The 19,370-nt window shown below is 35.4% G+C and carries 18 protein-coding genes; 3 read left to right on the top strand and 15 right to left on the bottom strand.

Going from position 1 to position 19,370, the window contains the following annotated elements:
* Positions 1-303 precede the first annotated feature (303 nt).
* Positions 304-1,149 (top strand): DUF2911 domain-containing protein, encoded by an 846-nt coding sequence (locus ABD792_RS18005; protein WP_345007762.1) that lies wholly within the window; start codon positions 304-306, stop codon positions 1,147-1,149.
* Positions 1,150-1,535: 386 nt separating this feature from the next.
* Here the strand turns inward: ABD792_RS18005 and ABD792_RS18000 are convergent, their stop codons facing one another.
* The 10 genes from ABD792_RS18000 to ABD792_RS17955 form a co-directional block, all read right to left on the bottom strand.
* The gene (locus ABD792_RS18000) at positions 1,536-3,299 is read right to left on the bottom strand and encodes a sodium:solute symporter family protein (RefSeq protein ID WP_345007761.1); all 1,764 of its coding nucleotides are present in this window, start codon (positions 3,297-3,299) and stop codon (positions 1,536-1,538) included.
* A 116-nt stretch (positions 3,300-3,415) separates the two neighbouring features.
* On the bottom strand, positions 3,416-5,941 hold the full coding sequence (locus ABD792_RS17995; protein ID WP_345007760.1) for a PIG-L family deacetylase: 2,526 nt from the start codon (positions 5,939-5,941) through the stop codon (positions 3,416-3,418).
* A gap of 94 nt (positions 5,942-6,035) precedes the next feature.
* Positions 6,036-7,103, bottom strand: coding sequence for a magnesium/cobalt transporter CorA (gene corA / locus ABD792_RS17990; RefSeq protein ID WP_345007759.1), 1,068 nt, complete (start codon positions 7,101-7,103; stop codon positions 6,036-6,038).
* 126 nt (positions 7,104-7,229) lie between these two features.
* The gene (locus tag ABD792_RS17985; RefSeq protein WP_345007758.1) at positions 7,230-7,766 is read right to left on the bottom strand and encodes a mechanosensitive ion channel domain-containing protein; all 537 of its coding nucleotides are present in this window, start codon (positions 7,764-7,766) and stop codon (positions 7,230-7,232) included.
* Positions 7,767-7,889: 123 nt separating this feature from the next.
* Positions 7,890-8,828, bottom strand: a complete 939-nt coding sequence (locus ABD792_RS17980) for a septum formation inhibitor Maf (protein ID WP_345007757.1) — start codon at positions 8,826-8,828, stop codon at positions 7,890-7,892.
* Positions 8,829-8,864: 36 nt separating this feature from the next.
* Entirely contained in the window at positions 8,865-9,470 is a 606-nt protein-coding gene (locus ABD792_RS17975; RefSeq protein ID WP_345007756.1) for a Maf-like protein, read from the bottom strand.
* Positions 9,470-10,387 carry a geranylgeranylglycerol-phosphate geranylgeranyltransferase gene (locus ABD792_RS17970; RefSeq protein ID WP_345007755.1) on the bottom strand — a complete coding sequence of 306 codons (918 nt, stop codon included), beginning with the start codon at positions 10,385-10,387 and terminating at the stop codon, positions 9,470-9,472. The genes ABD792_RS17975 and ABD792_RS17970 overlap by 1 nt, the downstream gene beginning before the upstream one ends.
* A gap of 53 nt (positions 10,388-10,440) precedes the next feature.
* Complete coding sequence (locus ABD792_RS17965; protein ID WP_345007754.1) at positions 10,441-10,971, bottom strand: KdsC family phosphatase; 531 nt, start codon at positions 10,969-10,971, stop codon at positions 10,441-10,443.
* Positions 10,952-11,719, bottom strand: a complete 768-nt coding sequence (locus ABD792_RS17960; RefSeq protein ID WP_345007753.1) for a Rossmann-like and DUF2520 domain-containing protein — start codon at positions 11,717-11,719, stop codon at positions 10,952-10,954. Before ABD792_RS17960 ends, ABD792_RS17965 begins: the two co-directional genes overlap by 20 nt.
* Before the next feature lie 55 nt (positions 11,720-11,774).
* Positions 11,775-12,155 (bottom strand): hypothetical protein, encoded by a 381-nt coding sequence (locus ABD792_RS17955; protein WP_345007752.1) that lies wholly within the window; start codon positions 12,153-12,155, stop codon positions 11,775-11,777.
* A 116-nt stretch (positions 12,156-12,271) separates the two neighbouring features.
* On the opposite strand from ABD792_RS17955, the gene ABD792_RS17950 reads away from it, so the two are divergent.
* Positions 12,272-12,667 (top strand): group III truncated hemoglobin, encoded by a 396-nt coding sequence (locus ABD792_RS17950; RefSeq protein WP_345007766.1) that lies wholly within the window; start codon positions 12,272-12,274, stop codon positions 12,665-12,667.
* 185 nt (positions 12,668-12,852) lie between these two features.
* A complete protein-coding gene (locus ABD792_RS17945) occupies positions 12,853-16,035 on the top strand; it encodes a cytochrome c biogenesis protein CcsA (protein ID WP_345007751.1) in 3,183 nt (1,060 codons plus the stop codon).
* A gap of 138 nt (positions 16,036-16,173) precedes the next feature.
* Here the strand turns inward: ABD792_RS17945 and ABD792_RS17940 are convergent, their stop codons facing one another.
* From ABD792_RS17940 to ABD792_RS17920, 5 genes are all read right to left on the bottom strand, one after another.
* Positions 16,174-16,716, bottom strand: coding sequence for a YceI family protein (locus ABD792_RS17940; RefSeq protein ID WP_345007750.1), 543 nt, complete (start codon positions 16,714-16,716; stop codon positions 16,174-16,176).
* 71 nt (positions 16,717-16,787) lie between these two features.
* Positions 16,788-17,156 carry a hypothetical protein gene (locus tag ABD792_RS17935; protein WP_345007749.1) on the bottom strand — a complete coding sequence of 123 codons (369 nt, stop codon included), beginning with the start codon at positions 17,154-17,156 and terminating at the stop codon, positions 16,788-16,790.
* A gap of 23 nt (positions 17,157-17,179) precedes the next feature.
* Complete coding sequence (locus ABD792_RS17930) at positions 17,180-17,542, bottom strand: hypothetical protein (protein WP_345007748.1); 363 nt, start codon at positions 17,540-17,542, stop codon at positions 17,180-17,182.
* A gap of 26 nt (positions 17,543-17,568) precedes the next feature.
* Positions 17,569-18,417 (bottom strand): DUF5777 family beta-barrel protein, encoded by an 849-nt coding sequence (locus ABD792_RS17925; RefSeq protein ID WP_345007747.1) that lies wholly within the window; start codon positions 18,415-18,417, stop codon positions 17,569-17,571.
* 29 nt (positions 18,418-18,446) lie between these two features.
* The gene (locus ABD792_RS17920; RefSeq protein WP_345007746.1) at positions 18,447-19,364 is read right to left on the bottom strand and encodes a DNRLRE domain-containing protein; all 918 of its coding nucleotides are present in this window, start codon (positions 19,362-19,364) and stop codon (positions 18,447-18,449) included.
* Positions 19,365-19,370 lie beyond the last annotated feature (6 nt).

Genomic DNA, 19,370 nt, shown 5'->3' with positions numbered 1-19,370 from the left:
AACAAATAGACGGGTTTTTTCTTTACTTATTCATACCCTTTTGTGACGGATTCCTTTAAAATTATTTTGCAGCGTAATGAGGGTTTCATTCGTTTAAAATTTGGCAGTAATTTGATATTAAATTAATTACGAGTTTTGAACGGATGTAAACGCTCGTTATACTCGTTCTCACATTTAAATTATTAAGGTTTTTATTCCTTTGACAAATATACAATCTCTTAATTTAAGCTTTTGTTAACAATTTAGAATTTAGGAATACGTATTTTTATATCAATCATTAACGTTAACTAATTCAAATCAAATATGAAGAAACTATTATTAAGTGTCATGGCATTTGCTTTAATGTATTCGGTAAATGCTCAAATAGACACGCCGGCACCAAGTCCATCTGCTAAAATAGAGCAAAAAGTAGGGCTTACGGATGTTGTTCTGGAATACTCAAGACCTTCTATGCGAGGACGTACTATTTTTGGAAATTTAGTACCCTATGATAAACTTTGGCGTACGGGAGCTAACAAAAATACAATGATTACATTTGGCGAAGATGTGAAAATTGCAGGGAAGACAGTTAAAGCAGGCTCTTACGCTATCTTTACAAAACCAAGAAAAACATCATGGGATGTTATCTTTTACAGCGATACAAATAACTGGGGAACACCTCAAAAATGGGATGAATCGAAAGTTGCGGCAAAGGCAACAGCCCAAATTTATGAGATGCCCATGAAAGTTGAGACGTTTACTATGACATTCGATGATTTAAGTAGTGGTTCTGCTGTTTTAGGGATGTTATGGGAAAATGTATATGTTGGTGTACCTTTTGAAGTACCAACAGACAAAACTGTAACGGCTTCAATAAACAAGGTAATGAATGGACCTTCTGCAAATGATTATTATGCTGCAGCAGTATATTATTCAAGAGAAGGTAAGGATATCAATCAGGCTAAAGAATGGATGGAAAAAGCCATATCCATGACTAAAAAGCCAGCCTTTTGGCAATTAAGGCAACAATCACTAATCTATGCAAAAGCAGGCGATAAGAAAGCAGCGATTGCTACAGCTAAAAAATCTTTAGCTGGTGCTGAGGAAGCAGGTAATGACGATTATGTAAAAATGAATAAAGATTCCCTTAAGGAATGGGGGGCTTTATAAAGATTCAATAAAAACATAGTTGCAACCCCCGTTAGGTCAAAGCTTAGCGGGGGTTATTTTTTAAGAATAAAGGATTATAAAAGTAATGAAGCTAATCTTTTTTCAGTTTAGTAATTAAGCCGATGCTGTTCTTACATGGTACCAAGGAGATTGATGAGTTCTTTACTAAAATTAAACGTCAATTCGTTATTTTACCTTGACAAAGAATGTGTTGATATGTTGTATTCATACCTAGGGACTTTGCAATTTCTTAAACTCAGGAAGCTATAGCTAAGGCGCATAATTTAATACAGGTGAACACTTAACAGATCTTGAGCAAATTTATTTGCAATTTTGCCTTATCTGATGACTCTGCAGTTTATAGTTTTGTTTTTAACGTTTTGTATTTAGTTATAAATGATATAACCAAAATAGGCTAGGATAAAAGTAATTAGTACCTGAATGATTTTATCCCTGTTGCCTAAAGTTTTAAATGAAGCCAATAAAGATAAAGCAATAACAATAGCACAGCCTACAAAGTTTAACCATAAGAAAGGCAGGTTTATATAGTCGTATTCGTTAAGGAAGAATAGAATAATAATGATAGACTGCGTTATTAGAGCACTAAAAAACACAGCGTTAGCTCGAACAGATTTAAAGAAAAAAGCAATTAAAAATATGCCTAAAACATTGCCATAAAAAATGGAACCTATAATGTTAACTAACTGAATTAGGTTTTCGGCTAAATTTGCAATGCAAGCAACGCCAATGGCAATGATTCCCCATCCAAATGTAAACCACTTAGAGGCACGAACCATTTCTGTCTCCGTTTTTTCACTGGTATTTCGTTTGTACAGATCTATGGTTGTGGTCGACCCTAAAGCGTTCAGTTCACTGGATGTGCTGGACATGGCTGCACTTAAAATAACAGCCAACAAAAGCCCAATGAGACCACGAGGCAGATTATTTAAAATAAAATGAATGAAGACATAATCTTTATCGTTACTTTCAACCTTTATTTGTTGGTTTTCGGAAGCCTTTTCGATTAGTAATTTGGCTTTGTCCCTAATCTTATTTTGGGTTTTGTTGGCTTCAGAAATTTGAGCTTGGGTACTATTATCTTTCGAAATAGCAAACGATTTTATAAGGTCTTGTTTGGTATTGAAAAGTTGTTCTTGTTCTTGTTGAAGAATTTTGTAGTCTTCGGCGAATTCTGAATTTAAAACCAGTTCAGATGCTGTTGGGTTAAAATTAACAGGTGCCTTGTTAAATTGATAGAATACAAAAACCATAACCCCGACCAATAAAATAAAGAATTGCATCGGGACTTTAAGAAGTCCGTTAAAAATTAAGCCCAATTGCATTTCTTTAACTGATTTTCCAGATAAGTAACGTTGTACCTGACTTTGATCGGTGCCGAAATATGAGAGCATTAAAAAGGTTCCACCAATAATACCGCTCCAGAATGTATAGCGGTTATTTAAATCGAACGAGAAATCCAGAATATTCATTTTGTCACTGGCTCCGGCAATGTGCAAGGCTTTACTAAATGTTATGTCTTGGGGTAGTTTACTAACAATAATAAAGAAAGCTACGAGCATGCCTATAAAGATAACGACCATTTGATGCTTTTGGGTTACGTTTACAGCTCTCGTACCGCCCGAAACGGTATATATAATTACCAAAACCCCTATTATGATATTAAGGGTTAGTAAGTCCCATCCTAATACAACCGATAAGATTATGGCCGGGGCAAATATGGTAATTCCGGCAGCCAATCCGCGTTGAATCAAAAAAAGAATAGCTGCGAGCGTACGTGTTTTTAAATCGAAGCGATTTTCCAAAAATTCATAGGCAGTATACACTTTAAGCCGATGGTAAAGCGGTATGAATACCATACAAATAATAACCATGGCAAAAGGGAGACCGAAGTAGAACTGAACAAAACCCATACCGTCATTAAAGGCCTGACCTGGTGTTGATAAAAATGTAATGGCACTGGCCTGTGTTGCCATAACAGATAAGCCAATGGTCCACCATTTAGAGGTGTTGCCTCCTTTTAAGTAGTCCTGTACATTTTTACTGCCTCGGGTTTGCCATGTGCCGTAAATAACAATAACTAAAAGGGTTACAATTAAGACAGTCCAATCTATCCAATTTAAATTTTGCATGGTCTAAAAAGATTTCATGATGAGGTAAAAGACAATAAAATAGATAGCATTGGCTATTAGTACAAGGGAATACAATTTAAGCCAAGGTTGTTTAGGAGATTGTTTTTCAGTCATTTTTAATCGTTTAATGTGGCCTTTAATTTCAAATCTTCTTTTCCAATGGAAAGCATATTGGCAAATAAGCGATACGCTCCAGAAACGCCTTCAGGAAATTCCCTAAAAAAGCTTAATCCTGTATATATGTAATAGCCATTGCCATATTTGGCAACAAGCAAACTACCTTTTTTTGAAGGTTCATTTTTATCATTCATAGATAGAATAGGAGTAAAGGCATCGTCCCATTCATCAGGAAAGTACAGTCCACGTTCTTGTGTCCAACCTTCAAAGTCTAGTTGCGTTATTTTGTTTGGGTGATTTAATAAAGGGTGCTCAGGGTGCAAAAAGTGTACTTTGGCATGCTCGTTCGTAACACGGTCTCTTGACAATTTTAAGTCGAATGGAGCCAGTTTGTCCACCTTAAGGCCTCGATTTGTATTATACTGTACGATCATATTGCCTCCTTGCGAGACATAGTTGAATAATATCTCCTGTTTAAATTTTAAGGCTTCAACTGTATTATAGGCACGAATACCAACAACAATAGCATCAAACTTGCGTAATGTTTCAGAGGTTATGCTTTCTGGTGCAATGGTTTCAACTTGGTACCCAATATGTTCTAAACTTTCGGGAACAACATCACCAGCGCCTTGAATATAGCCAATATATTCTCCTTTCTTTTTTATGTTTAAACGCACTACTTTACTTTCACTAGGTAAAAGGACGGTTTGAAATGGGATGTGTTCGTATGCAATCTCAATAAGCTCTTTAGTGTATGCTTTTCCATTAATGTCTACTAAAGGGCTTATATAACCTTCATCTTGATTTTTGGGAGGTGTTACTGTAAATTCGAAGGTTTGTTCTTCTCCTTTAAGGTTCATATCTACCGTTTGTGTCTTAGGGGATACATGCCAAGTACTAGGAGTACATAGTTCTACAGTTCCACGTATCCGATCTCGACCAGCTTTAACTGTTACTGAAATTTTTTTGGGAGTGTCGTTTTCAAAGATGATTACTTTTTCTTTGATTTTTGCAGATACTTCTGGAATGATTTCAAACGGTCTGTACAGTTCTCCCTTATCTGGTTTTGAATAGCGTTGTATAACAGCTTTAGTAAAGGTAATGGGAATATTGTTAATTTTTAAATTAAAGTTTACGGCTACATTTCTTGGTGTTTCAGGAAGGCCTATAAGTCCTTTGTTTTCCACTTTGTACATGCCCAAAGAACCTTTTTTACTTAGCCAATAGGGGGTGCTGTAATTTTCTTCAGTAGATAAGTAGTAATCTTGCTTGAATTTTTCTGAAGTATTGTTTTGTAAGTTTAAGTTTTTTGTGATGTGCTCTCCATTCCAAAGGTCTATGCTTTCAAGAACAATGGAAGTATTACTTCTGTTAAGGGCTTCAATATTTAAATCAACCGTTTCGTTTTGGGTAGCCCAATTGGTGTTTGCGGATGCTTCTAAATACAGCCCGGCACACATTTCTATAATAGACTTAAGCTCCTTGGTTTTTATAGTTTTCCAATGTTCGTCCTTAATATTTTGAAGTAGTTTGTATGCTTCTAGTAGTTGAGGGATGTGTTTAGAAGGATCTTTGAAATTAAATTCGTTTTCAATTTTATAAAGGATTGAACCAATGGCCTTGCCTCCTTTAATACGTTCCCAACTAGTATCAATTCCAGAGAAAACATCTTCATTGTTCTCTATGGGAATACCCTTTAAAAACTCAATGTATTCTTTTTGGGAACCACGCTGAGATAGGCGGCCAAATCCTTGGCATAAATGCTGGCTACTTGCTAGTGCCGCAATTTCGTTATTAGAAACTCCTTTTAGCGGGTAAAACACACCAATGTCGAAGCTCAACATATTTTCTTTATTGGCTTTTTCAAACTTTTCCTGGCTGCCATAAAACCACCAACTAGTATTAAAGAATAGGCGTTTGGGCTGCCAAGTACTGGTTTGATTAATTTGTTCTGGAAATTGTGTGTTGTCGTTAGCAATGTCGAAGGCTTCCATACTTAACATGGCAGATGCTGTATGATGCCCATGGGTACTACCTGGCGATCGGTGGTCGAAACGGTTAATGATAATGTCGGGTTTAAATTTACGTATTGCTAATACAACGTCGCTTAACACTTCATCTTTGTTCCAAATAGACAAGGTTTCGTCTGGATGTTTTGAGTATCCAAAATCGTTGGCTCGTGTAAAAAGCTGCTCACCTCCATCAACCCGTCTGGCAGCAAGAAGTTCTTGGGTTCTAATGACTCCAAGTAATTCCCTTATTTCTGGACCAATAAGATTTTGACCTCCATCACCACGGGTTAAGGATAAGTAACCTGTTCTTGCTTTTGCCTTATTGGACATGTAAGAAATTAGTCGTGTGTTTTCATCATCTGGATGTGCAGCAATATATAGTACGGAACCTAAAAAATTAAGTTTTTGTAAGGATTCATATATCTTAGAAGCAGTGGGTTGAGTAGGTTTTTGTGCTTGCAAAAAGGATACTGTTAATAGAAATATGAATGAAATGCGTATATATCTAGGCATAATAAGCAGTTTAGTAGCTAGACACCAAATATATAAAAGTAAACCTGTGTTGTTTGGGGTTTTAATGTTTCTTTAACGTTATAAAACATACGACTTAAAGCCATTTTTTTCGTTTGAAAAACCATAGTAAGGCTACAAAAATGACAATTAAGACGCCCCATAGAATAAAGTAAGCATATTTATAGCGTAATTCAGGAATATAATCGAAGTTCATCCCATAGATTCCAGCAATGAAAGTTAAAGGAATAAAGATGGAAGCCATAATGGTGAGTACTTTCATTACTTCATTCATTTTATTACTAATGGAGGTCATGTACATATCCATTAAACTCCATATCATTTCACGATATATATCGATGTTTTCTGCTACTTGAATCAAGTGGTCGTAAATGTCTCTATAATAGGCGATCGTTTTTTTGTTGATTAATGGACTTTCATGTTTTTCAATACGACTAATTACTTCTCGAATTGGAAAAATAGCCCGGCGTACCCTAAGAATTTCCCGTTTTAGATCTTGAATATCTTTGTTGAAATGCTCATGTACATTACCTGAAAAAATATCGGTTTCAAAATCTTCAATTTTGTCACTTAAAATTTCTATGATATTAAAATAATGATCTACAACAGCATCCATTAAGGCATATAGTAAGTAATCTGCCTGTTGTGTTCGTATTCTTCCTTGCGCATTTCTAATTCTATCACGTAGACTATCAAATACGTCACCTTCGGCTTCTTGAAAAGAAAGTACATAGTTTTCTCCCAAGACTAGGCTTACTTGTTCTGAAATTATTTTTTCATTCGTATCATAGTAGAGCATTTTAACTACGACAAAGAGATAATCATCATAAATGTCTATTTTGGGACGTTGTGAAATATTAACAATATCCTCTAAAACTAGTGGGTGTATGCTAAAGTGTTCTCCGATTTTTTCAATTTGGCTTACATGGTTCAAACCATTTAAGTTTATCCATGTAACCGTATTTGATTGCCTGAAATCAAAACATTCGTCAACGTTTGAAAAATTTTTCTCAATGTAATTGTCTTTATCGTAATTAAATACTTCAATGAAAAGGTCTCGCGTTGATTTTTCCCCAGTATAGATAACGGTTCCTGGGACTTGACCTATTTTTTTTTGAAACTTCTTGCTTCGTTTTTTTGCCATAAGCGAAATTTTTGCCAGATAATCAGGATTTTAATGCTCCATAGTATACCTCGAAATCAACATGGGTTTTCAATAAGCGTCTCGTGGTCTTGCCCCGAGGATGCTAACTATAAATATAGAGAATATTTAAATAGTATCAATACCATCGTCTATAGCATCTTTTTCAACAAGTGTAACAGCCTTTTGTAGCATTAGGTTGTTGGGATAAGTAACCAAATCGCCATTTTCAAGGCGTAAATGCAATTGAAAAGCTCTAATATCTTCAATAATAGCTTTTATAGGAAAGTCTTTATCGTGAATTTCTATCTTGTCACCAACCTTATAAGGAAAATTAAAAAACATAATAATACCAGATGTGACATTGCTTAAAATGGACCAAATTGCAAATAAGCCTATTCCTATAACGGCAAAAATGGAAGAAAATATTAAAGCAAGATCTTCTAGTTCGGTTCCAAATACAAAAGCTTCTATTAATAAAGTAATTAAAAATAGCGTTACAGTTACATAACGGCGCATCAACCTAATACGGGCTTCATTAATACCATTTTTTCTAGCTACCTTAGTAATGGTGAAATTAATTATATATCTTATAATAAGAAGTGAAAAAAGAACAACTCCAGATATAATAAGTTTGTCTTGGTTGATTGTAAAAAACGATGCCATACCTATAAAAGTTTACAGCAAATATACGTTCAAAAAGAAAATAATTTAAGCCATAGTTGAGATTTAAATGAGCCAGGTTTAGCCTTTAAACTAAAATCTTTTCTGTTAACACCTTGGATAAATTTACTTTAGATGTAGCATTTTTCTTAATGTACTGTCTTTATTACGGTTTTTGTTCCAGTAAGGTGATTTTATGGATTTTATTTTGGTAGCTTTTGTGGTAAGTTCTTTGCTATTGGAGCCAAAACCACTTTTAAAGGTTTCTTCCCATCCTGTAATGTCGTAAGGGAAAAGAGGATTGAATCGAATGACTAATTTTCTGTTTAATTCTGGGTACGATAAAGTGTAGCTGTCTTTTGCTAGAAGAGCCGTGGCACTATAGGCCTTAATTGGCGTGTGGGTTAACCTAGTGTACTCTAGGCTAGGAATGATAAGTAAATTGCCTGTTGGTAGTGATTTTGGGTTTATACGTAACTGTGTCCATAATTCATTTTCTATAATTGCTTTTTCAAGTTTAAAACTGTTATCGGCTTCACCTTCAAAATACGAATGGGATACAATATTGAATGATTCCCGATTATTTAGTTGAGTGTACACGTGGCCACACCATTCTTGTACAGAACAAGATACTTTAATGGCATGTTGGTTATTTGTTACGGGGTAGAAGGTACTTTGCATTATGGAATAGGGATATATTCCAGTGTTAAATTTTTTGGTAGCATTTAATTTGAGAACAGAAATGCTGTTGGAAGTTTTCTTTTCTGCTTTCACTTGAGAGCTTGGAAGGAAATCTTCGGTTACATAAATTAAAAAGGCATGCCCGTTTCTTAATTCACTATAACGCGCTTGTTCTAGTTTGTAGGCACTTACTTCGGCATTTCCAGAATACCAATAGTTTTTAAACTCTTGAGAAAGTTTTTGGGGTTTGGTGCTTTGGGAGTGGGGAGAGGTCGTTACGTTGTTATAAGCTATTGAGTCGGATCTTAATTCGTTTTTACAAGAGTAAATAGCAGAAACAATAATAACAAATATCCATATCTTTATTTTGATATTTTTTTGCATGATAATGAACGGTTTAGATACTATAAAGTTACGAATTTATAGGGCGTCTATCGTATCATCTGCTATTTTGTTTAATGTTTTGTATACAAGGTGGGTGGGTAGTCCCATAACATTAAAATAGGAGCCTTCTATTTTTGTCACTCCTATTTGTCCTATCCATTCTTGAATGCCATAAGCACCAGCTTTGTCAAATGGCTTGTAGGTCTTTATGTAATATAGAATCTCTTCATCGGTTAAGTCTTTAAAGGTTACTTTGGTATTGCCATAAAGTGTTTTTTGATAGGCTTTGGTAGTAAAACATACCGATGTTATCACTTCGTGTGTTGTATTGCTTATTAATTTTATAATGTTGAAGGCGTCGGTTTCATCGAGGGGCTTTCCCAAGGCTTTGTTATTGTGCCATACAATTGTATCACTGGTTATTAAAATATCATTTGGCTTTAATTCAGATTTAAAGGGTAATGCTTTGAGTTGAGCGAGGTAATTGCTAATCTCAAAATGTGTTAAACGGGGAGGGTACTCCTCTTTTACTGGTTTTAACCGAATCTCGAAATCCAACCCTAGGGTTTTAAAAAAATCCTGTCGCCTAGGAGAACCTGAGGCTAATATAATATGGTGTTGCTTTAGTTTTTCGCTTAACATTAGGCTAATAAAATATACTTGTATAAAAGTAAAGAAAGCATTCCAAATACCATAATCAACTTAAGTATGTTACTTATGTGGTGATAATCTTTATTATTTTTTGCATTGAATATTTTTATGGTTGTATATAGCAAGGGGGCTATGATACATATTAAAAAGTACAATACTGCATATTGATTTTTATATAATGTATTTATGGTGTAAAAAGTGGTTCCAAATAGAGGGACAAAGCTTAAAATAAATAGTACGATCCTGGCCCGTTCTCTGCCAATGGCTATTGGTAATGTGTACATCCCAGCTTTATGGTCACCGTTAATATCTTCGATGTCTTTTGTTAGTTCTCGAATGAAGTTAATTATAAAGGCAAAGATAGCATAGTCCCATATGATTTTGAAAAAGATCCACTGCGTATTACGATTCAGGGGGGTAATGTTTGGGAGTAAGTCGAAAACGCCAACTATAACAATACTCAGCGCTACAAGCAAAGCCACTATAATGTTACCGATAATGAGCTGTTGTTTTAAATAAGTAGCATATAGGTAAAGTAGTATAGAGATTATAACGAATAGGGAAAAGAACGCATGTTTCCCTATTAAATAGGATAAATAAAAACCCAATCCAACACCTACCAAGTTAAAGAAGAAAAACAGGTTATAGCCATGCTTTTCGGAAATGAACTTACCAATAATTAACTTATCGGGTTTATTGATACGATCTGTTTCTACGTCGTTAATATCGTTAACAATATTGCCGGCAGCTGCAATACAGACCGTTGCAATAATTAAAAGTGTAATACCAAAACCATCCAATGCCAAAGATGCCCCAAAAGGCTCTAGTAGAGCGTACTTAACCAGTAATTGTACCATGGCAAGCATTAGCAGGTTTTTCCAGCGTATGAGGTTTAAAATGCTAGGCATTTAGTATTGGTTTAACGTTTAAAAGTTAACATGTTAAAACAAAGTTTTTACAGCTAGTCATATTTGGCATCAAAATTACCAAGCCATTTACCCTGTACTTTCATAACTTGTTCGATGACATCGCGCACAGCACCTTTACCTCCTTTTTTATGTGAAATGTATTTAGAAATAGCCTTTATTTCGGGAACGGCATCTTGTGGACAGCAAGGCAGCCCAACACGTTTCATAACGGTGTAATCTGGAATATCATCTCCCATGAACAACACATTTTCAGATTTTATATTATTGGCCTTAAAGTAGTTTTCCAATTGTTCTACTTTATTGTGCACCCCTAGATAAACATCAGAAATCCCGAGACCATTTAAACGCAACCTTACACCTTCGTTAGATCCACCTGAAATAATACAGATATTAAAATTGTTGTCTATGGCTGTTTTAAGGGCGTAACCATCTTTAATATTCATGTTTCTAAGCATTTCGCCACTAGTAGTGATGGAAATAGTCCCATCGGTAAGCACACCGTCTACATCAAAAATAAATGTGGTTATGTGTTCTAAATATTCCTTATAACTTTTTTCTTCCATGGGTACGTTGAATAGCTTGTGTTAATAGATTATATATGTCTTTATGATGGTTGTTTTCTAAAAGGCTTAAATGATTTTTTATAGTTTTTTGGTCATTCCTTTTGGCAGGTCCGGTTTGTGCCATATATGGAGACATGGTCTGTACTTTTTTAGCAGTTTCTATAATGAGGGGTTTTAAAAGGTCGAATTCGGCGCCTTCCGATTCTGTAATTTCGTGACCAATTCGATAGAGCTGATTTGTAAAATTATTAACAAATACAGCAGCTAAGTGCAATACCTTTCGTTGATTGGTATTGATACGTTTTGTTGGGCTACCTATACTTACGGCCAGATGCTTTAAAAGGTGATAGTCCTTTTTGTCGAGGGTTTCAATGCAAATAGGAACATTTGAAAAATCGATGGTAGCCGCTTTGCTAAAGGTTTGTAATGGATAAAGTACACCGCGTCTGTTCTTTTTATCCATATCGTGAATATTTACACAGCCAGAAGTATGCACTATAAGCCTATTCTCAAATGGTAATTGAGAAGAAATACCTGCAATAGCATCGTCGCTAACAGCTAATATATAGACGTCGGCATCTTTTAATGCTTCTAATTTATCTGTGATAGAAACACTATTTTTGTACTGGTCTATAGGTTTTAAGTTTCTATTAAACCATTGCCTTACTGTGATGTTTTCTGTTTTGTTAAAAACTTTAAATAAATGTGTGGCAACATTACCAGCCCCTAAAATAACTACTGAAATCATACTGCGAAAATACACATATATTTTCTCAACAGTTCCAAATTAGCTTAAAACTTAATCAAGCACATCTAATGGTTACACTATGGGTATGTCCATCTCCACTGGTAGACGTAACGCTAACCTGCTGATTGTTTTTTAATGTTGTAAAGTTACCTGAGGTGACTGTAACGCTATGCGAGTGACCAGAGGATCCAGTAATATCATAGGTTTTTTCTACACCTGCACTTACATCTTCTTTAGAAACAGTTAGACTATGGCCGTGGTTGGATGTTATAGAACTAGAAGTCCCATTTTGTAAACAGTTTCCTTGACTGTCCCCTCCGTTACCTCCTCCATTTTCGGAATCATTAGAAGAACTCGAACAACTTATAGCAGCGTATGCAGGTAGTGCTACAAGTAAGGCTCCCAGGGCTTTTTGAATAAATGTTTTTCTGTTCATAGCTGAGTTTTTATGATTATAAAAAACTACTTTTGAAATAGTAGTTTTTTGTAATTAACCCTTACAGGAATAGCGTTTTATTTTAATTGCTATAAAATTGAATTTTGAAAAAGGAAATGCACTTAAAAAAAGATATTAAAACCAGGGAGGATGTGTTTTTACTGGTTTCATCATTTTATTCAAAAATTAGGGAAGATGAGGTTCTGGGGCCTTTTTTTAATGATATTATTGTTGATTGGGATGCCCATTTGGAGCGGTTAACCGACTTTTGGGAAGCCAGTTTGTTCTTAAAAACAAAATACCTTGGTAATCCTTTAGAAGCCCATATTCAAGTTGATAAAAAGAACAATAATTCAATCACGGAGAAGCATTTCGGACTGTGGCTTAATCTTTGGCTACAAACCATAGATGAATTATTTGCTGGCGATTATGCCGAGAATGCTAAGAGCCGTGCAAGGAAAATGGCAACATTTCTATATTTAAAGATTTTTGAAGCAAGACAAAGTAAGTGAATAGTGAACAGTGAATGGTTAAGAGTTTAAAGTTTAAAGTTAGAAGTGTTTGTGCATATTACTTACGTATTCAATATGCAATTACGTGTTTTATACGACTTCAGAATCTTATATTTTGAATACTTTAACATTTCAAAATGAACTAAAATACTTAAATTTGCACGACCTTAAAAAGGGTTCATGTTATGCAAAATAAACTCACCAGAATTCTATTCTCCACACGACTTACTGCTATTTTGTTTCTTGTTTTTGCCGCTGCTATGGCAACAGGTACTTTTTTAGATGCCGGACAAGAGACCTCGCCAACGCCTTATACCCGTAACTTGATATACAATGCTTGGTGGTTTGAGGCCATCATGCTGTTTTTTGTTATCAATTTTTCGGGTAACATATTTAGATTCAGATTGTATAAGAAAGAAAAATGGGCGACCTTTATATTGCATGGAGCCTTTATTTTTATTCTGCTAGGGGCATTTATTACCAGATATGTTAGTTTTGAAGGGATGATGGCCATTCGTGAAGGCGCCACAGAGAATACGTTCTTGTCACAAAAAACATATATTACTACTTATATAGATGGAGATTATGAAATTGATGGTGTAGCACAACGCTTGCCTGTTGAAAGGGAAGTTGATTTTTCTGGGCGATTGGATAATGATTTTAAGATTGATACAAAATACAATCAACAACCCGTATCAATAGAACTTGAAAAATTCATTGTAGGAGCAGAAGAGGATGTTATTCCCAGTGAAGAAGGCGAATCATACTTGAAAGTAGTGGAAGCAGCTGCTTCCGGGCCACATAATCACTTCTTAAAAGTAGGGCAGGTACAAAGTATTCATAACGTACTATTTGCGCTTAACAAGCCAACACCGGGAGCTATTAATATTACATATGAAGGTGATTCGTTGACTATTAATTCTCCTTTTGAAGGTGAGTATATGACCATGGCAACAATGGCACAAGGAAAATTAATAAAAGATAGTGTGCAACCTTTAATATTGCGGTCGCGATATGTAATTGGTAACATGCAAATGGTATTTCCTAAGCCCGTTGTTAAAGGGGAGTTTGATATCGTTCAAAAATCACAAATATTGAAGAATGATCAGGATGGTGTTGTACTCAAGGTAAGCTCCAATGGTGAAACTAAAAAAGTAGGTCTTCTTGGAGGAAAAGGATATAGCGGGAAGTTTAAGCAAGTAAGTGTAGGCGGTTTGGATTTTGCCTTTAAGTATGGCTCCAAAATTTTGGAATTACCGTTTTCAATTAAGCTAAATGATTTTGAGGCCGAACGTTATCCTGGAACGGAAAAAGGCTATTCCGCTTATTCCAGTCAGGTGACTATTTTAGATGAGCAAGAAGGCGATTTTGATTATAAAATCTATATGAACAATATTCTAGATCATAGGGGGTATCGCTTTTTTCAATCTGGGTTTGATCCCGACGAAGGAGGTACGCATCTGTCTGTGAACCATGATTATTGGGGGACATTGCTAACCTATATTGGCTATTTCTTGCTATATTTTGGATTGTTGGCCATTCTATTCTCTAAATATTCACGTTTTGGTCATTTAAAAGAACAACTTAAAGACGTTAAAATAAAAAAGGCCAAACTAGTATCTATCGTATTATTGTTTGTCGGACTTAACGGATTTGCACAGGAGCATGGCCAAGAAGGGCATGCTTACGTGAAACCAACAAAGGTACAAATAGACTCTGTGCTGAGAGCCAACATAACGCCAAAGGAACACGCCGATATTTTTGGGCATTTGGTAATACAGGATCTTAACGGCCGTATGATGCCGGTTAATACCTATGCGTCTGAGATGCTTCGTAAGATAAGTAAAAGTGACACTTATGAGGAATTTGATGCCAATCAAGTGTTCTTGTCAATTCAGGAGAGTCCTATGTTGTGGTATAATGTACCAGTAATGTTTTTAAAGCTGAAAAAGGATGATTCCATTCGTAAAATCATTGGGATTAAAAAAGAAGAAAAATATGCAACACTGGCTGATTTTTTTACGGAGCGCGGAGAATATAAGCTGGAACCCTATTTAGAAGAGGCATATTCAACATTAACGCCTAATGCATTTCAAAAGGAATTTAGAGAAGTACATCAACATGTAGATTTGTTTTATAATACTATAGAAGGAGCATCTCTTAAAATATTTCCGATTCCCAATGATGAAAATAACAAGTGGATTTCGGCTTATGATTATAAGCATGGGAATTATAAAATCCAGGATTCGCTCTATAGTAATTTTGTAAATAATGGATTTAGAGCTTATCTGTATACGCTTAACAATGCCAAACAAACGGGGGATTTTTCGGAGGCCTCGAAGCTGTTGGCTGCCTTTAAAAAAACACAGCATCAGTATGGTGCAGATGTGATGATTTCGGACAGTAAGGTAAAAACCGAAATTCTATATAATAAATATGATATTTTTAAGAAGTTGTTTAGCTGGTATATGTATGCTGGTGCACTATTGTTTGTTGTACTTATTGTTCAAATTTTTAAGGACAGGAGTAAGGCTATCAACATTTCGGTAAATGTCTTTAAAGCTATTATCCTTGGATTGTTTGTATTGCATACCTCGGGACTTATAGCCAGGTGGTATGTTTCTGGCCATGCACCTTGGAGCGATGCTTACGAGTCGATGATATATGTAGCTTGGGCAACCATGTTGTTTGGTTTGGTTTTTGGAAGAAAAAGTGACTTGACTATTGCGGCAACCGCCTTTGTAACGTCCATGATATTAATGATAGCGCATTGGAACTGGATGGATCCTGCCATTGCAAATTTGCAGCCAGTGCTTAACAGTTATTGGCTAATGATTCATGTATCTATTATCGTAGGAAGTTATGGGCCTTTTACTTTAGGTATGATATTAGGGGTAGTAGCTTTATTACTAATGATCTTTACAACTAAGGGCAACAAGGAAAAAATGGCGCTTAATATTAAGGAGTTAACCATAATAAACGAAATGTCACTTACTGTTGGATTGGTAATGTTAACAATAGGAAACTTTTTAGGAGGTATGTGGGCCAATGAGAGTTGGGGACGCTATTGGGGTTGGGATCCAAAAGAAACATGGGCTCTCATAAGTATTATGATATATGCATTTGTGATCCATATGCGATTTGTGCCAAAACTTCGTAGTCGTTGGTTTTTTAATTTAATGTCTATTGTGGCCTTTTCTAGTATTATGATGACCTATTTTGGTGTTAATTTTTATTTGGCCGGCTTGCATTCTTATGCCAGCGGCGATCAAATAGTCAGTCTTAAATTTATAGGGATAGCCTGCGGTATAGTTGCTCTGTTGGGAGCTTTTGCTTATAGGGGTTATATAAAGTATTATAAAAAGTAGATAGTTAAACTAGTAAAGAGTGTTTTTACACTAAAAACTATTGTAATAAAAAAACAAGTCCGGTGTTTCTAATGAAATTCCGGACTTGTTTTTTAGTCACCAAGCGAGATCTAAATTGTTTTAAGGGAACTAGTCAGTTTACTTTTTTTGTAATTCGAAATGGAATGTTACATCTACGGTTTCAGCAATTTTGTTACTTACTATTTTGGGTATTTTTATATCAAAATATGAGGGGGAAGTAACAAAATTACCTGTTATGGTAATGGTATTGTTGTTTGTTGTTATCGTTAGAGGAATATCTTCCAGCTTTTGGGATTTACCATGAAACGTAAGTTCACCATCAATTTTAAAAGCAGTTGAGGTTTTTAATTGTCCTGCTTCATAATCTTTCAGTTTGCCTTTAAAAGTAACTTTAGGGTATGTGTCAGACTCGGCGTAGTTTTCATTAAAGTGCTCTTCCATAAGAGCATTTTTAAAGCGAAACCCCTTAACCAAGATCAAAGCAGCAAATTCACCATTTTCGGTGTTAAGAATTGCTGTGGCGGCATTGGTTTTGGCAGCTACTTCTTCAAAAGAAGGCACAGACGCTTCAAAGCTAACGGTGCCGGATTTTGTTAAAAACTTTGACTGAGATAAACAGTTAAGACTTATGAAAGCAAAGATATATAGTAGTTTTTTCATTTTTACTTATTTTATTTGGCAGTAATATTTTGGTTATAACTAAATGTAACCAAAAATACTGCCAAAACTATTTAATTTTCCAAAAGCCCATCAGCCTTCCATTGATCTATCAAATCTTTTTCAGATGCAGACAGTGCGTTACTGGATGATGGTGGCATAGGGTTTGATGTACTGTTTACTCTAGTAATTATCTTATCTACGTTAGCCTTAACCTGCGCATAGGTTACTAAAGACATGGGAGCATTTTGTGTTGGTGTACTGCCATGACACGAGGTACAATTACCTGTCATAATGCTTTTTATGTCTGCATCGTAGGTTACTTTTTCTGAGGGATCGGGATCAGGATCAGGGGTCGGTTCTGTGGTATCGTCTCCACTGCTGGAACAGTTTAACAATAATGGTAAGAACAAAAAAGCGGAAATAAAATTTTTAAAATTCATAGCATATAAAATTTAAAGGGTTATTAATTTTCTAAAAAGCCATCGTCTTCCCATTTTTCAATGATATCGATCGATGTTTGCGGTAGTTTTTGGCCATTCAAGGGCATTTGAGCTCCCGGTCCATTACCGTTAATTTTACTTATTAAGTTATTGTTTTGAACTGCATTTTTTACATCGTTATAAGTCAGTAATGATACATTGGCTCCATTTACTGCAGGGCTTTTATGACAACCAATGCAGTTATTGTCTATAATAACCTTAACATGATCGTTGTAGGTAATGGTTGTAGCAATTGGGGTTGAATCTGTTAAATCATCTTCGCTGGCATTGGTACATGCATATAATGTGATTAGAAGTAAACAAGTTGTTAATAGTATGTTTTTCATTTTTATAAAGTATTTGTTGGGGTTATTTAAAATACGCGGCTTAGGTTAAAACCAAAATAGAAATTGCCATCACTCCAATCGCCAGCGCCTTGACCTAAAAAGCCATTGGTGTTCATGGATTGGGCGTTTGTAAAATGCATTTGGAAAACATGGCCTCCAGTTTCCAGATCGAAACCAATCGATAATGGATTTTTGAAAGGAGAGTTATCAGCCCTATTTAAGTGCCAGCCATAATCGGCGTTTATAGACCATCGTTTACTTAGTTTATAACGTCCGCCAATACCCAAAGCATATTGTGAGTTGTCTTGCTCGTTGACGACTACATAATTATCATGGAAAAAAGTAGGGGCTAACTCCAGAGATAAATTAGTGTTTACTTTTCTGGATATTAATAGTTGCGCGGTATAGCCCAATCGATGCTTAAATTCCAAAAGCGGTAAATTATCTTTGTCTAGAGCAGTATTTATTAAAAAGGCATTAAAACCAACAATGGTAAAAGGAAAACCATTTTCTTCTTGCCTTAAAAGCCTGTATTTAATCGAGGTTTCATAGATTTTTTGAAAGGAGCTTCTGGAAACACCAATATTAAAGCCGTCGGAAACCCCAAAAACAAAGTTTAAGCGCGTTACGGCATCATCAAGTCCGAAAAAGTTATCAAAGCCATCTTTAACGCTCCCAAAGCGGTGGGATACAATAAATGTAAACTCGTTTTTTGCCACCAATTTGGTAGATTCAAAATTAACTATTTTAAGTCCTTTAAAGGTCGCTGTGGTCGGTGTGTCCCAGATAGAGTCTGTATCTATTTCGTCTAACAGATCATTTTGGGAATAGTTTAAAATGGGTATAAACACTAAAAGCAATAGTAGGTTCTTCATATTTTAAAAGGTTTTATTTAGTTTTTAATTTAAAGTTTTACGAAACGTTTGGTTTTTGTTTTTCCTAACGATGTTACCCGAACAAGATAGATGCCGCTACTCCAATCGGAAACATTTATTGGTTTACTATAGGTTCCAGTTTTATATATTTCTTTTCCTAAGCTATCGAATATTTTAACGGAAGCTTTTGAAATTGCCGATGGGAAGTGTAGTTTAATTTCATATTTATTGGGATTGGGATACATACTAAAATTGTTTAATACAAATTCATCATTACTTAATGCTGGTTCCCAGGTAACAGAAAGTTTAGGAGCTACACCAGAGTCTTTACTTCCTAAACGTCTAGCTGTACCAGATTTTGATTCGTCTCCAATTAGAATTATTCCATGATTAGAGCTTGGTGCATCCAACCAGCTTTGAACCAGGGTTACCAGATTTGAAGTAGATGAAAATGTAAAATTCCCAGTTCCAGAAAAGTCTAAAGAAGCTAATGAAGTACCTGAATAATCCCCACCTGGACTATTCCAGCTAGAGGTGACAAGCATGGCATCGTTCCATGTTGCATCTGGTGCAATAGCAGGAGCTCCAGTGCCACCACCTGAAGAAGAACCTTCTCCCCAATCTTTAGTAAGACCGTATAAATTGTAGGTTTCACTCCCAGCAGCAGGCGCATCCTTATTAACATTTAGTGTTAACGTTACTTCTGTTATCATTGAACTACTAGGTATGGACGATATATCAAATTGAATTAAAGCCCTTCTGTTGTTGTTGCCATTATTGGAGTCGGTTTTTCCCGAAAACAGCATGCCCAGTCCATTAGAATTATTGCTTTCACTATAGATAGTGTTATCTTTAGTAGGACTGAAATCATTTGTTGTTTGACCTAATGCAACAATAGATAAGCTCAAAATTATTGCAAATAGGCATTTTCGTAATACACTTTTCATCGTTCT

The sequence above is a fragment of the Snuella lapsa genome (assembly GCF_039539345.1).
Classification (GTDB): Bacteria; Bacteroidota; Bacteroidia; order Flavobacteriales; family Flavobacteriaceae; genus Snuella; species Snuella lapsa.
This window is presented reverse-complemented; position numbering and strand designations above follow the sequence as displayed.